The organism is Bacillus sp. MMSF_3353, assembly GCF_030733445.1.
Lineage (GTDB): Bacteria > Bacillota > Bacilli > Bacillales > Bacillaceae_G > Bacillus_A > Bacillus_A wiedmannii.
The window spans coordinates 170,977-185,208 of record NZ_JASHJA010000006.1 but is presented as its reverse complement, the minus strand read 5'-3'; the positions used below and the strand labels follow the sequence as shown (position 1 = coordinate 185,208).

Sequence of the window (14,232 nt, the reverse complement as noted above, 5' to 3'; positions counted from 1 at the left end):
ATCTCTTTTTTATTCCCTTTATCGTAATACCTAATAACTCGTCCAAGCATTTACAACCAATCATCATCTCAAGTTATTTTAGTCGTAATAAGCTGACCAGCCTCATTAATCGTTACTTTCCATTTTGCTCCACTAGCAGTCTTCATAATGATACCTTTACTTGCTTCTATTTCAATATCTCCAAACATTCTTCCACCAGTTGTCGCTAACCAAGCATTCCCATTTTCCATCGAAGACCTTGCAAACATACGATTAATCCGAAAACGTTTATGGTCTTGAGAATAACCACTCAATGTAATTCTTACTTTATATAGTTGACTCGCCTTCATATTCGATATAATTGTATCGCCTACATTTAATGGAACATCCGATGCAACAACCCAATTTCCAGTTGCACTTAATGCATATTCAATTTTAATTTTCTTCGGGCTCTCTCCCCATCCAAAATACATTCCAAAACAATTTAACATTTTGATTGGATTTTTCGTAAAATCTAGCTCAATCACAACTGGATTACTATCTGGAACATCGATATAGTTTACACTTTGTTCATCTATTAAATTGAAGCAATTTGCAAGATTCCCCCCATAAGGTAATTTCCCACTAACTTGCTTAACAGTATACTTTTGCTGAGCGTTTACTAAAATATCATCTTGATTCCCTATTAAATGTGGTTTATTTAACGTAATCGGTAACTGAATTCGAAGAGATTCTTCATAGGTAGACGTACAAACATTGTATTGCCCTTTATCTACAATAGTTGTGGAAAGTAAATTTGAAAAAAGGTAGTTACGATGTGAATTAGAAGAAAATTCAATGACAATCTGTTCACTACTCATCCGGTACGTATCCCAAATCATACAATCAAATGTATTATAGGCACCCGTACAACGAATGACTTTTTTCGTTTGCTGTCTACATTGCACTTGAATATTCTGAAACGTATTTCCTGAACTTTCATTTGGTAAATCACTGTTTCCATCAACTTCTATCCCATACTGACATCCATCAATAAATATAGATTGAAATACATTTGCGTTAATCCAGCAAGGTGTATTTATATCATCTATATATTCTGTCTTCAAATGTATTGCAGTTTGAAAGTTTTTAATTTGAATAAAGTTAACTTGAAAGAAACTAATATAATCCCATGCTTTTTGACAATAAAAGTGTATAGCCTTACCTTTATATGACGACGTTGCATTTATTATATTAATATTTGATATAAGAGAGTGATTAGGAACTTCTATTTGTTGTGAACCGGAAACATAAATGACAGCAGATTGAAACACTGGGTTTATAACTTGAACTGTACCACCTGTAATAGACGCATTTTGTTGCAGTTCAAACGCATTAAAATCTCCATCAATTTGCAACGTAACAGTAGGATCTAGCTCTAATCTTACATTTGATTTAATAACAATCGGTTTTACAATTTTGTACGTATTTATCCCTGTAATTCTAACCGTCGAAATACGGTTCGCTACACAATAATTTATAGCTTGTTGAATTGCTAATGAGCTATCATTCCCTGAGTTCGGAACTGCACCAAAACAATCAATATGGACACTATTTTCTGGTGCACAATCTTCTTGGGAAGAAATATATTCTGACAAAATAAATTCACTCCTCATATTACCTTTTTCATATAATATGTGAGTTTTCTCTTAAAAGTTTCTCTAATAAAAAAAACAAACGACTTGCACGGTCATTTGTTTAATTCATATATACTTTTCGTTTCTTCTATCATTTTAGTTAATGAGAAATATCTCTCTGCTTTCTCTCGTGCTTTCAGTCTAATACGATTCACCTTTTCCTCATTTCCTTGTAGTTCCTCAAGCTCACTTGCAAACCCTAATTCGCAATATTCAGATACCAAAACACCTGATTCTCCATCTATTACCGCTTCATTTATTCCGCCAACATCTATTGAAACAATCGGTGTTCCTGTAGCCATTGCTTCAATTACCACCATTGGAAACACTTCACGAAAAGATAATAAAAGTAGGGCATTCATATTTCCTATAAACCTATGTGGCTCTGAAATATTCCCTAACATCTTTACACTTTGCTGCAATCCATACTTTTCTATTTCTTTCATAATAGATTCTTTTTCTGGTCCATCACCAGCAATATAAAACAAAAAGTCATCTCTTTTTTTTAACACATTTGCAATTTTTACAAATAATTGATGGTTTTTCTCCTTGGATAGTCTTGCTAATATCCCTATTTTATAAATAGATTCTGTCTTTTTCTGCTGGAATAAAAACTTTTCAATATCCACACCGTTATAAATTGTCTTTATTTTCTCTTCTGCTACATGCATTGAAATTAAATTATTTTTTTCAAACTCACTTACTGTAATAATATTATTCACATATTTATTTATAAAATAACGAAAAAGAGTTGGCATTTTCTTTTCTAATATCGTTACATTATGTTTCGTATACACGACTTTTATCTTTTTTTTCATGAACTTTTGAATTAAAAAGGCATATAATACCATTCGCAAACTATTTGCATGAATAAGTTCTATCTTTCGTTTACAAATCTCACTTCGTAAGTAATGAATATTTCTCAAATGATTCCATCGACTAAGTAACATGAAATTTTCTTTTCTAGTAAGAGACTCATATAGTTCTCCATCACCTGCAGCTGTATAAACCGTAAATTTCTCATCACGCAAATTGCTTTCCAATTTACAGAAATAACTCTCGGCTCCTCCAGTTATCAATTTATCTGTCATCAACAATATATTCATAATTGCGTCTTCCCAACTACATTGATTTTATTTTTTCTATAGGCATGATAAGCATACTTACTAAAATAGTAAAGGATTTGCACAGCATTAAGTCGCTTTTGTTCCCTTAATAATTTCCAATAACGAAAAGCGGCTCTAATTTTATTTCTCGAAACAGAATTTGCTACAATTCTATACTTCGCTAACACTTGCTGTATCCCTTTCGCTTCATGTCCTTCATGTAATAAGTTCAGCCATAACGCTGTATCTTCCGGCTGTACACTAGGCATTTCAATATGCGGAATTTTTTCACGATCAATCATTACTGTTAAACAACCGATAATTGTATTTCCTGCCAAACAATGATAGTCAACAAATTTTGGTACATCCACTTCACGATTTAGTTCATTACTGTTTTCATCGATTAAACTATACGATGCATATGAAAAGGCCGCATTCATTTCTTCCATAAATAACAATTGCGTCTTCAATTTATGAGGCAACCATATATCATCGCTATCTAAAAAGGCAATATACCTTCCTCTCGCCTCTTCAATCGCTATATTCCGAGCTTTAGCAGCACCAACATTTTCTTTTAATGATAATAATCTAATACGCGAGTCTCCTTCTATTATCTCTTTAATTTTTGCAAGAGATTGGTCAGTTGAAGCGTCATCAACGATAATCATTTCCCAATCTTCATATGATTGATTCTGTACAGATAAAATCGTCTCACCTATAAATCGTATACTATTATAAGAAGGTGTTATTACAGAAACATGAGGCGCCTTATTATGTGCTGATAGACATTTTACCATCTACCTTTCCCCTTCCTTCATATATTGAAATGTACTTCACAACCATTGCTAAAAATAAAAAGAACGCTTCGTTAATAATAAGTGACAATGACATCATCTGAAATAAAAATGCAATTATAGTCAATAAAAGGTACGGTTTTTCACGAAACAAAGTATACTGCGTTAACTTGAACATTAATATGAATAAAAAAGCGCTATATAAAAGAAAACCAATTGTACCCGATTCAGATAAAATTTCTAAAAATGTATTGTGTACATATAACTTTTCATTAAATTGAAACTCATAATAATTCGAAAAATTAAACGCACCGATTCCGATATATGGATTGGATAAATAATATTTAAAAGCAGCTTCCCATAATGTAAATCTACCACTTCCATTATCGTGCGAAAAATCAGAAATTCGTTTATTCAATATGTCATCCAATTGGCCACCCATTACACTATTTGATAAACTAAAAATCACTACACCAAATAATAGTAAACTTATCATTATTTTTATTTTTTTTGCAAAACTAGATGTACATATATATACAAAAACGACAAGCATAAGTGCTAATATCCCTCCTCTTGAAAAAGTTAATAAACTTGTCGTAACACATAAAATCAATCCTATAATGTTCGTCATATTATGTAGATTTGTCATATAATACATAAAAAATATTGTATTATAAAAAATAAAAATGTTAGGATCATCTAGCAAACCAATTAATCTTGGATACCCTCTATCAACTAATAGTCCAGCAAAAATTTCTCTCTCTTCTCCACCGTATAATCCAAAGTGCTGTAAACCGACTATATAAAGTATTAGGCTTACAACATTAAATACGAATCCTACATAGACGATAGATGATTCGAGTGTTGCTATTTCAACATTTCCTAATAAATTTCTCATTATAAAATAACACCCTAAAACAAGTAGCACACCAAGAATCATACGAATACTAGCATTTAAATATATAGAAAGAATTCCACTCAAACAATAGATGAAATAAAATAGTAAAAATACAACTTCATGAAAATATAGCTTTTGAATATGAAAGTTTTTAATTGTTAAACAAAAATATATAACTAAAAAAATCATATATATCTTCAGCGAAAATCCAATATATATGTTGTATTTACTTAACATGACAAATAATATTAAGAGCATAATCCATTTCATCGATATCTTTATATTATTTTCCATAGGCTATATCCCCTGTTTCGTAATATAATCCTTTTTGCGTGTTTTTCTTATAAACGAAAGAAGAAGTTTTTTCAGCTCGTAATCATATAGGAATATACCAACTACTACGATTAACGTATTCAGAACGAGCGCAATGAAATGATATGTGTGCAATATATATTGCACTCCAATAAAAGTTACGCCAAAATAAATTGTATACGGTATTACAATTTGGAATACAATTTTTTTCTTCACTACACTTACCGCTATATACCCAACTAAAGCCACAATTTCAAATAAAACCATAGCGTAAGCCGCTCCTATCACTCCACCAATACTACTAAAGCTATAAAGCATAATCCCACCTATCACTAATGCTATACATTGCACCACCGTTCTTTTATTTTGACGTCCACTCGTTGTTAAGCCGTCAGCTATAGCAATATTTAAACTTTGCAGCACAATGAGAAATGATAATATTTGGAGTGGTTCTACTGCATTTCTCCATTCCTCCTGAAAAAATATAGAAATAAAGTATGGCGCTAAATGATATAAACCTATCGTCATACATATTCCCACAATCGCCATTGATTTTATTTGAAGTAAGTTTAATTTCGTATGCTCTTCTAAATTATTCTGATTATAATGCTTAAAGAGTACTGGATAAAATGCACCTGCAATCACCCCTGGCACTTGATATAAAGCTGCTGGCATCCGATACGCCACTGCGAAAACACCTACCATACTTAATGGCAATGTATAGTTAAGTAAGATAGGTGCTAATTGTGGCGTACTCATTATTAAAAAACCACTAATAATAAAAGGTGTCAATTGCCAAAATAACGCTTTATGAATTACGACCTTCATATTCATACTCGTCTTTCTTTTCATTACATATATGCTGAATACACCACCAATCATATAACCAAATCCATATAAACGAGCAGTTATATAAACTGGTAACTCTACGAAAATACAAAAACATGTAATGATAATGACAACTGCCGCTGATACAACTTTAATAAGCGCTATATACTTCATACGCTCCGTCAGCTGAAAGTAGGCAATCCCTATATTTTGCCAAGTTAATCCTATTAACATGAAAAACATTACGTTTATCATCATATAAATCAAATTTCTATCCGCATACATATAATGAATAGCAATATAGCCGATTATAGAAATAAAAATAAGTAGAATCATCCTTACTTTTATATACGACGATAAAATTGTCTCTAAGTCTACTCCATCTTTTGCCCCTTCTCGAAGAAACGTATTCGTAAGTCCTAAATCTGTAAAAAATAACATAACAAACGTCACTGCTATGGCAACACTAAACATCCCATAATTTTGTGCATTAAAAAAATTTGCTAAAACAATTAAACTCACAGCCTGAAGAAGATTAGCTAAAATTGTGCTATAAAATAGATGGATAATATTATTTAAAATAGATCTCCCCATACCTGCTCTCCTTTGCAAGCAACCTACTTACATATATTTATCTTGCACCATTACCGTTCAATACTATTAAAACAGTTTTACATAAAATCCGAATATCCATCTTAATCGTTTTCAATTCAATATACTCCATATCCAATTTCAACTTTTCTTTCGGATCAAGATTATATCCTCCATTTATTTGTGCCCATCCTGTCAACCCTGGCTTCACTATTAAACGATCCTTGAATTCTGGAATATACGTATCAAATTGTTTATAAAAATACTCTCTCTCTGGTCTTGGTCCGACAAAAGACATATCACCTTTTAAAATATTTAAAAGTTGCGGTAACTCATCAATTCTCGTTTTCCTTATAAACGATCCAACTTTAGTAATTCTTGGATCATTTTCATTTGCCCATTGTGGTCCATTTATTTCAGCATCTTTTACCATCGATCTTAATTTAAATACATTAAATTTCCTTCCATTAATCCCTAAACGTTCTTGAAAATAAATTGGAGCTCCTGCTGTTTCGAAAGCAATCATAATACAAAAGAACAACATAATTGGTAGCGTTAATAGTAACAATATGAGTGAAAATATAATATCAAACAAGCGCTTTATACTTCGATTCAAAATACTGGTCTTTTCTTGAGCCGGAATCGTATACAACTTGGCTTGATTTGTTTCACGAATCATAGATCGTTACCCCCACATTCAAGAATATAAAACTATACCTATTAATTCACATTCTTTCCTCTTTATATTTGCTATCACTTTTTGCACCTTACGTAGGGAATCTTTTCGCTTTTTGACTGCTAAGACCACTCCATCGCATTTCCCTGCAATCATGTGCGTAGCAGGAAGCTCAAATACTTCAGAGGAATACAAGAAAATATAATCAAAATCTTCTTTCCACTTCGCCATTACATGATCAAATTCATCCGTAGCAACTAAAGGCGTTCCGGTGTGTACTGTTTTTTGGGCAGGAATACAATATAAGTATTTAGATAAATTACTAGAAAAAGATTCATAACTACAAGGGGAATCGTTTATTATATCGTTCACTGTTTTCGTATAATTGCTTTGTAATAGTAGATGTAGTTTAGGATCAGAAAAATTCACGTCGATAAGTAACACCTTTTTTTTCATCTCTGCAAACACTACCCCTAGATTTACTATAAGCGACGCGATAACACCTCTATCCTTCGTTGAAGTAACTGTGAACACTTGTTTCCCCGATTTTTTCAACTCGTGATACACCGTATAAAACTGCTCTTTCATAAAAGCATCATGCGGATTAAATGGCAGCTTTTTCTTTGTCTTAAACATCGACATGTTCACCTCGATATATAGATGATTGCGCATCAACTTCTGTAGATTTCTTTTTTCTATTCGGTTTCATATTTATGTGACCAATAACAGATACTGTTGTTATTTTCTCTAAATCTTGTTCCACGTATATACGCTCATCAAAATAATCTCGAAATACAGCTAAACCTATCCCAACAAAAAAACTAACAATTAAAGAGATAGGAATGATAAGTTGAAATTTCGGAAACAACTTTTCAGCTTTTTCCTGTAACTCAGGGTCAGTTAATATTTTTATCCCCTGTACATTCGTATACTGTTGAAAGCTTTTTTGAGATTGTTCTGCCAATGACTTTACAATTTCTTTGACGATTGTAGGATCCGAATCTTTTACTGTGACAGTAACGATTTGTGAGTTGTCCATATTCACCACTGAAATTTTTTGTGCTAATTCATAAGTTGATTGCTCTAATTTTAAATTTTTTTTAACCGTTGAAATAATGAGTGGACTTTTTAATATATCAACATACGACGTTACAAGTTGCTTATTTTCCTGTGTTTTATTCACTGCATTTTCCTTATTAAACCCATCTAAATTCCCAACGAGAATTTGCGTTGAATATTGATACGAAGGCTTTAATATATACATAGAAATAAGAATTAAAGAACCTGTTACACAACACATCGTCAAAATAATTGTTACTACTCTTCTTTTCAATAGCTGCTGAAAATCCTTCATACTAATTTCTTGCTTCAATTATTTCACCGCCTTTGTTTGAATGACATCCTGCAACTCACTTTCTGCAGATAGTCTTTTCTTTTCTAAATTCGATTGCTTTGTTATATACTTTCCGATCCTGAATGCAAATTTTTCTACAAACAAATAAGAAATTATTGCTAGTATAAACGAAAGAATGAGCGATAACATTAAAACAATAGGTAACGGAAATATTTCATGAAGCATATACACTAGGGAAAATAAAGATATGATGTGGTATAAATAAAGACTGTAAGAAATCTTCCCCAAATATAACAAGTATTTATTACGTAGCAAGGATGACAAAGTTGATACTGACAAGCTTAATATGACAAATAAACATGCACTTATCGCTACTACGTAGTCTCGAAATATAAAATTATTAAGCAAATTAATTTCTCCAACAAGCCCTTCATACATATAAAGTAAAACCGCAAATAAAAACCATGCAATTTTCTCATTTTTAGTACGATTACTATAAAAAACTATTAAATTATTTTTATATTTCGCAACTAGTGCTCCTAGTAAAAACAGCACTGTGTAATGCAGAGTTAATGCATAACTAGTTAATGTTAAACTTGAGTGAAATAAAAATAAAATCACGACAGAACATATACTAAAACTAAACAATGACAATAATGAATACCTCAACGTTTTTCGTAAACAAACCATCAAAACTAACGGAAAAATTATCGATATTCGCATTTCATGAACAAGTGACCAAATTACGCCGTTATATGCATCTGTATTATATTTCCCAATTAATAAAATATGTTGCGCTATTAAGCTTAAAGAACTTTCAATCGTCCATGAGCGATTAAACCATTCACTTAAATTAGAAATACCATATTTACTCATTGTAGTCTGGCATAAAATAGCTATAATTATTGCTACGATATATGGAATATAGATTCTACATATACGCTTTAAAAGGAATGATCCATAGCTATCGTAGTTTTTTTGAATGGATCTATACAAAACAAATCCACTCAAAACAAAAAAGATAATAACAGATTCGTTACCACTACTAAAAATTAGACGAGCAGGTGTTTCTTTTAATAGATAAATAACAAATGGTTTATTATCTTCATAACTGTAATTTTGAAATACTGAAAAAATCATTAAATGATGGCCAATCATTACTATTAATGAAGAAATTCCTCGTATAGAATCCAGTTCTTCATACCTATCCATCGTTTTACATCAACTCCTACTGAAATGATAATAATCATTTCAAAGCGACACCATTATTCATATTCCTCTCCTTTCTTTTCATTCCAATTTTTCATATTAAAATGATTTTATAGCGTAATTTTGAATGTATTGTAACATTTTTTGTAATATTATGGATAGTGAATCTTCAAAATTGATATATACCAATTACAACCTCGAAAAATGAATAATATTGACAGAAAAACACTATAAAAACATCTTGCATAGTTACAAAATTAAAGAGAGGAATAGAGTTTTTCAATATAAAATAAAAAAGATAGCCTTTAAAGGCTATCTTTTTTATTTTATTTAATTATTGGCACCACTATATGCTACATGTCGTTTCTCAATTCTCTCTTCAATTTCTTTCATATTTTCTTTATTATTTAATAGTGATTGTTTATTTTCAATTAATAATTGTTTAAAAGATTTTCTCACTTTTTTTCTCATTTTCATTGTCCTCCTTGGGGGATGGTTTATATAAAAGATAAGGAATTATCTGTGTGCCCTTATAATAATTGATTGTTGTGAATTCCATTTGAACTTCATATGAAAATTCCATTTATTTTCTGACAACTTTGTGAACATACAAAAATGTGATCATCTTAAAACCATTTTGAAATTGCTTCATTTCATTATAAAAGTTGCTATTGTCATCAACTTCTATCAATATATTTTGTCGAAACATTTATATATTTAAAATTGAGTTCGATATAATTTTATTTACTACTATACTGTTCTTAAAAACAAAAAGAGGGGTGTTATATAAGTCAAAGTTTGACTTATATAACACCCCTCTTTCAAAACTATCTATAGCATATTGATTAATATTTCAGGTCTTCCCCAATTCATTTCTTCACAAACGAATCTAAGTTTTTCTTCATCCATTGTGTGTAATCCTTCTTCTAGTAAACATGAAATTGGAACTTCACAATGAATTTGTGCCAATTGTAATGAAATATTTAAGTTCTCTAAATCACTTTCAATCTTTGTGCGCTGCGCTTTCGTTAATGTTGCTACATTTTCTAGTACGGTTGCTACTGTTCCATGCTCTTGAATCAATTTATACGCTGTCTTTTCGCCGATACCTTTTACACCTGGGTAATTATCACTCGTATCTCCCATAAACGCTTTCGCATGCACGATTTGCCACGGCTCTACGCCTTTTTCTTCCATGATTTTCTCTGGTGTGTAATATTCGTAATTTCCAATTCCTTTGCGCAAGAGCATAACTGTAACGTTCTTATCAACAAGCTGAAGTAAATCCGTATCGCCTGTTAAAATATAAACTTCCGCTTCATTACAGTATTGTTTTGCAAGCGTACCAATACAATCATCCGCTTCATACCCTTTCATACCGATAACTGGAATAGACAATTTCGCAGTCATTTCTTGAACTAAATCAAATTGCGGAATTAATTCTTCAGGCGGCGCTACACGATTCGCTTTATAATTCGAGAACGATTCTGTTCTAAATGTCGTACTACCCATATCCCAGCATGTTACGATATGTGTCGGTTCAATTGCTTGCATAGCTGTTAATAAATGTTTCATATAACCATGAATCCCATTTGTAGGGGTACCATCTTGTCGTTTCATAAATTGTCCGTAGACACTTGTTGCGTAAAAAGCACGAAATAATAGTGCCATACCATCAACTAATAATACTTTTTTCATAATCCCTCTCCTACCAAAAAAATAATAACCCCACGTCATCACGTAAGGTTATATAAATAGATTACCATTCTACGTTTTTTCAACTTTGTCTATTATACATTGTTTTTGTATATTTAGCATCATTTACACATTAAGACGTTCTACTACAACAAGTATGAAGAATTCCTGTATACGTATTTTTCCCAGTCGAAACAACTACAGCCTTTGCATTTCCGCCAACAATATGAGTCCCTTTGAAACATACGTTTTCAAGTTCAAGTGGATTATAGTCTTTCATTCGTTTTAAAGGAATAAATCGTTTACGCTCAAGGTGATAGCAACTTTCAAATTTCTCAATACTTGCATCTTTTCCTGTTAGCACGGATTCATTTACTAATAAATCATTCGCGTAAATGATACGTACATCTGCTGGTACTGTATCACCTTCTGAAAGAAAAATCATATCCCCAGGAACAAGCTCTTGTACTGGCACATTCATCATTTTTAATTCACCGTTTAAACCTGTTACACTAGAACATTCTACTCGAGACACAGTAATTTTCTCACATTGTAATCCATCACGCACATATTGTTTTGAAAAACCTGGAATCATTCCACTTAGCTTCATCATTACTTCCGCAATACGCGCTCTTTTTGAAATTAATTCGTTTCGGCCGTATACTTGAATGCGTTTTTGTGCCTCTTTCATAGATAATCCGTCTCTTGTTGTTTTAAAATACGCAAATACAGATTTTACATCTCTCGTTGCGATTTCAATTAATAAATCTTTATTTTTTTGAAGCATTGTTTGTTCTTTCATTGATTTTTTACTTAATTTATATGACGTGTTACCCACAGTTTTGTTTGCATATAACATATTATCGTCTCCTCCTGTACAACATAGGAAGAAACGCTTTGTTTCTCAATTTATCCACTTTACCGTAACAGTGTTTAGCGCTTAAACATACATATAAACGCTACATTATGATAAATATAGAGGGAGGAACAAGTCGTTTCCTGCCTACATCATATATTTTTGATTTGAAGTATATGGGTAACGGAACCGAGTCAGAATTTGACATGCTCCTCACCTCCTCGTTTAATTTTATAGTTTATACTATGAAGTTACTCATAGATTTGTAACAAAAAGACCCTTACTCCGAAAAGAGTAAAGGTCATGGCATACACAAATAAACGATTCCTAAACAATTAGAAATCTACGGACCTCTCCCTCACCGAGTTTTAGCACTGTATAGCATAGGTACATTACCAGCTACGTTAAGAAAAACCTTAATTCGATCATTCCTGTTGACCCATTGGCGTCTCTCGACATTTTTGGGCAGTAGCATTTCTCTATACAGGAGCCTCACCTAACAGAGACTTATTTTTATTACATAGAAAATGTTACTCTTATTTAAAATAGATGTCAACAGTAGCCTACAATTTTTTCGAAAGGTATGGCGAACTAACGTATATAAAATAAAAACCTTTACGTCTAAACGTAAAGGTTTTAATAAGTTATACAACCAGCAATTACAATCCCAATGGAAAGCGATAAAAACATAAGAAAAAGACCGACTGCTTGATTATCTTCTTCAAGACTTTTGTTTATATTAAAGCGTGGTGTAAGCCACTCAGCTAAATAAAAGACGATAATTTGAGCCAAAATCCCAACGGCTCCCCACGAAACCATATCAAGAAGTGAAATGGAATTAGCTGCTGTCGAATATAAAACGATAGCTAACCCAAGTAATCGTCCTCCAAGTACATAGCTTACCGCCTTATTCCCTTGGGCCATTAACTTAAATTCTTTTACTTTCGTTGTCACTTCCATGAGGAACAGACCAATGCATAAAAGGCCCAGTGTTGCTGCTAAATATAATAAAAAATTAATCATATACTTTCCTCCTTTTTTATACCTACCGGTAAATAGTACGATTCATTCCCCGTAATTTTTTCCCCAGCGCGAATACCGATACTACTCGCTTTTCCAGCAATTAAAAACGAACCAAACACATACGACAGTTTCTCCATCCCTTTCTCTGTTTCCAAAGATACGACTGGAAGTTCTGTATACTTTTGAAATATCGGCAGTGACGCTTTATACGTTTGGTGTGCATTTTGAATCATAATATTTTCGTCCTTATCGCGAACGGTAATTGTGTCTCCTTCTCTACCAAATGAAGGTTTTTGAACGAAAGAACCTTTTCCCAAAAATAAATCTCGTTCTAAATATGTAGGTAACATATATTCTTTAATCCACTGTTGTTCCTCATTTGTATAAAAGGCCTTTTCTTCTGCTAACCCCCAAATCAGACACTGAATTGATTTTGGCTGAAGTAAAAATGCTGACAAAGGATTTATTATAAAAAGCTTTCCGGCTTTTACAAGTTGCAACAGTTCCACACCTACGAAGTCTCCTGTTTCAGGATCTTGATCCTCAATTAAATCTTCTATCGGATATGTTTGGCGATATAAAATATCAATCTGTACTCCATCCCTATCCACTAAAGCATCTTTTGTAATTCTAAGTTCTGACATTGGCACTACTTTATTTTCAACATGGCATAACTGACTCAAATACATAGTCGTATTCCAATCCTCAATATGTTCATGATGTGCTGTAAAAACAACATTTGGGTTATCTATTCCCTTTGTCGCTTCCATTACGGCCTTTGTAACACCAGAAGATAGTAATCGTTCTTGACCCAAGTTTGGATCATCATAGCCTAGTTTTCCACAAACTTTTCCATTCATTTGAAAGCATTCCATAATAAAAGTTGGTGTATCACTATTAAACTCAAGCATTTTAATTTGGTTATCACTTGTTAAAACGAAATCAAATCGTGAAATAACAGATTCAGGATATAATCCTTTCATTCTAATAAACGATAAGCTTGCAGGAGGATACCCAAGTTCAAGAAGCTGTTCGTCACTTAAATTCCGCAAAAGTTTAGCAGTCTTAAAAAATATTTTCCCCATTCGTTCAGTTGCTAATTGCAATTGTTTCATAGTCTGATTTGTTATAGAGAAAACATGAAACAAACTATACTCACATTCATATAAATCCGACCAAAAATTCGGATATTTCGAATAAAACGCTTTTCGTTCTCTTATGTATTGCGACATATG

The 14,232-nt window shown here is 32.2% G+C and carries 14 protein-coding genes and 1 riboswitch; all 14 genes read right to left on the bottom strand.

Going from position 1 to position 14,232, the window contains the following annotated elements; genetic code table 11:
- Window positions 1–68: 68 nt before the first annotated feature.
- Complete coding sequence (locus RBB48_RS16415; RefSeq protein ID WP_142291704.1) at window positions 69–1,616, bottom strand: glycoside hydrolase family protein; 1,548 nt, start codon at window positions 1,614–1,616, stop codon at window positions 69–71.
- A 92-nt stretch (window positions 1,617–1,708) separates the two neighbouring features.
- Window positions 1,709–2,761 carry a glycosyltransferase family 4 protein gene (locus RBB48_RS16410; RefSeq protein ID WP_088062743.1) on the bottom strand — a complete coding sequence of 351 codons (1,053 nt, stop codon included), beginning with the start codon at window positions 2,759–2,761 and terminating at the stop codon, window positions 1,709–1,711.
- A complete protein-coding gene (locus tag RBB48_RS16405) occupies window positions 2,758–3,558 on the bottom strand; it encodes a glycosyltransferase family 2 protein (protein ID WP_087985579.1) in 801 nt (266 codons plus the stop codon). The genes RBB48_RS16410 and RBB48_RS16405 overlap by 4 nt, the downstream gene beginning before the upstream one ends.
- Window positions 3,533–4,747 carry an O-antigen ligase family protein gene (locus RBB48_RS16400; protein WP_088062742.1) on the bottom strand — a complete coding sequence of 405 codons (1,215 nt, stop codon included), beginning with the start codon at window positions 4,745–4,747 and terminating at the stop codon, window positions 3,533–3,535. Before RBB48_RS16400 ends, RBB48_RS16405 begins: the two co-directional genes overlap by 26 nt.
- A gap of 3 nt (window positions 4,748–4,750) precedes the next feature.
- Window positions 4,751–6,187 carry an oligosaccharide flippase family protein gene (locus RBB48_RS16395; protein WP_141542765.1) on the bottom strand — a complete coding sequence of 479 codons (1,437 nt, stop codon included), beginning with the start codon at window positions 6,185–6,187 and terminating at the stop codon, window positions 4,751–4,753.
- Window positions 6,188–6,224: 37 nt separating this feature from the next.
- Window positions 6,225–6,863, bottom strand: coding sequence for a sugar transferase (locus tag RBB48_RS16390; RefSeq protein ID WP_060489669.1), 639 nt, complete (start codon window positions 6,861–6,863; stop codon window positions 6,225–6,227).
- Between the two features lie 18 nt (window positions 6,864–6,881).
- Window positions 6,882–7,502 carry a CpsD/CapB family tyrosine-protein kinase gene (locus RBB48_RS16385; protein WP_137035195.1) on the bottom strand — a complete coding sequence of 207 codons (621 nt, stop codon included), beginning with the start codon at window positions 7,500–7,502 and terminating at the stop codon, window positions 6,882–6,884.
- On the bottom strand, window positions 7,489–8,232 hold the full coding sequence (locus tag RBB48_RS16380; protein WP_088062739.1) for a YveK family protein: 744 nt from the start codon (window positions 8,230–8,232) through the stop codon (window positions 7,489–7,491). Before RBB48_RS16380 ends, RBB48_RS16385 begins: the two co-directional genes overlap by 14 nt.
- Window positions 8,233–9,426 (bottom strand): acyltransferase family protein, encoded by a 1,194-nt coding sequence (locus tag RBB48_RS16375; protein WP_087985574.1) that lies wholly within the window; start codon window positions 9,424–9,426, stop codon window positions 8,233–8,235. It lies immediately after the preceding gene.
- 327 nt (window positions 9,427–9,753) lie between these two features.
- A complete protein-coding gene (locus RBB48_RS16370; RefSeq protein ID WP_046955196.1) occupies window positions 9,754–9,894 on the bottom strand; it encodes an FbpB family small basic protein in 141 nt (46 codons plus the stop codon).
- A gap of 360 nt (window positions 9,895–10,254) precedes the next feature.
- A complete protein-coding gene (locus RBB48_RS16365; protein ID WP_087980021.1) occupies window positions 10,255–11,121 on the bottom strand; it encodes a 5'-3' exonuclease in 867 nt (288 codons plus the stop codon).
- Between the two features lie 130 nt (window positions 11,122–11,251).
- A complete protein-coding gene (locus RBB48_RS16360; protein WP_088062738.1) occupies window positions 11,252–11,977 on the bottom strand; it encodes a P-type ATPase actuator domain-containing protein in 726 nt (241 codons plus the stop codon).
- 342 nt (window positions 11,978–12,319) lie between these two features.
- A riboswitch (M-box (ykoK) riboswitch) is annotated at window positions 12,320–12,485 on the bottom strand.
- A 125-nt stretch (window positions 12,486–12,610) separates the two neighbouring features.
- A complete protein-coding gene (locus RBB48_RS16355; RefSeq protein ID WP_306007855.1) occupies window positions 12,611–12,997 on the bottom strand; it encodes a DUF350 domain-containing protein in 387 nt (128 codons plus the stop codon).
- Complete coding sequence (locus tag RBB48_RS16350; protein ID WP_088062737.1) at window positions 12,994–14,229, bottom strand: glutathionylspermidine synthase family protein; 1,236 nt, start codon at window positions 14,227–14,229, stop codon at window positions 12,994–12,996. The genes RBB48_RS16355 and RBB48_RS16350 overlap by 4 nt, the downstream gene beginning before the upstream one ends.
- Window positions 14,230–14,232: the final 3 nt, after the last annotated feature.

Excerpts from the sequence above, each read along its gene's own strand:
- RBB48_RS16410 (WP_088062743.1), bottom strand. The coding sequence starts at position 2,761 with ATGAATATATTGTTGATGACAGATAAATTGATAACTGGAGGAGCCGAG.
- RBB48_RS16405 (WP_087985579.1), bottom strand. The coding sequence starts at position 3,558 with ATGGTAAAATGTCTATCAGCACATAATAAGGCGCCTCATGTTTCTGTA.
- RBB48_RS16400 (WP_088062742.1), bottom strand. The coding sequence starts at position 4,747 with ATGGAAAATAATATAAAGATATCGATGAAATGGATTATGCTCTTAATA.
- RBB48_RS16395 (WP_141542765.1), bottom strand. The coding sequence starts at position 6,187 with ATGGGGAGATCTATTTTAAATAATATTATCCATCTATTTTATAGCACA.
- RBB48_RS16390 (WP_060489669.1), bottom strand. The coding sequence starts at position 6,863 with ATGATTCGTGAAACAAATCAAGCCAAGTTGTATACGATTCCGGCTCAA.
- RBB48_RS16385 (WP_137035195.1), bottom strand. The coding sequence starts at position 7,502 with ATGTCGATGTTTAAGACAAAGAAAAAGCTGCCATTTAATCCGCATGAT.
- RBB48_RS16375 (WP_087985574.1), bottom strand. The coding sequence starts at position 9,426 with ATGGATAGGTATGAAGAACTGGATTCTATACGAGGAATTTCTTCATTA.
- RBB48_RS16370 (WP_046955196.1), bottom strand. The coding sequence starts at position 9,894 with ATGAGAAAAAAAGTGAGAAAATCTTTTAAACAATTATTAATTGAAAAT.
- RBB48_RS16365 (WP_087980021.1), bottom strand. The coding sequence starts at position 11,121 with ATGAAAAAAGTATTATTAGTTGATGGTATGGCACTATTATTTCGTGCT.
- RBB48_RS16360 (WP_088062738.1), bottom strand. The coding sequence starts at position 11,977 with ATGTTATATGCAAACAAAACTGTGGGTAACACGTCATATAAATTAAGT.
- RBB48_RS16355 (WP_306007855.1), bottom strand. The coding sequence starts at position 12,997 with ATGATTAATTTTTTATTATATTTAGCAGCAACACTGGGCCTTTTATGC.
- RBB48_RS16350 (WP_088062737.1), bottom strand. The coding sequence starts at position 14,229 with ATGTCGCAATACATAAGAGAACGAAAAGCGTTTTATTCGAAATATCCG.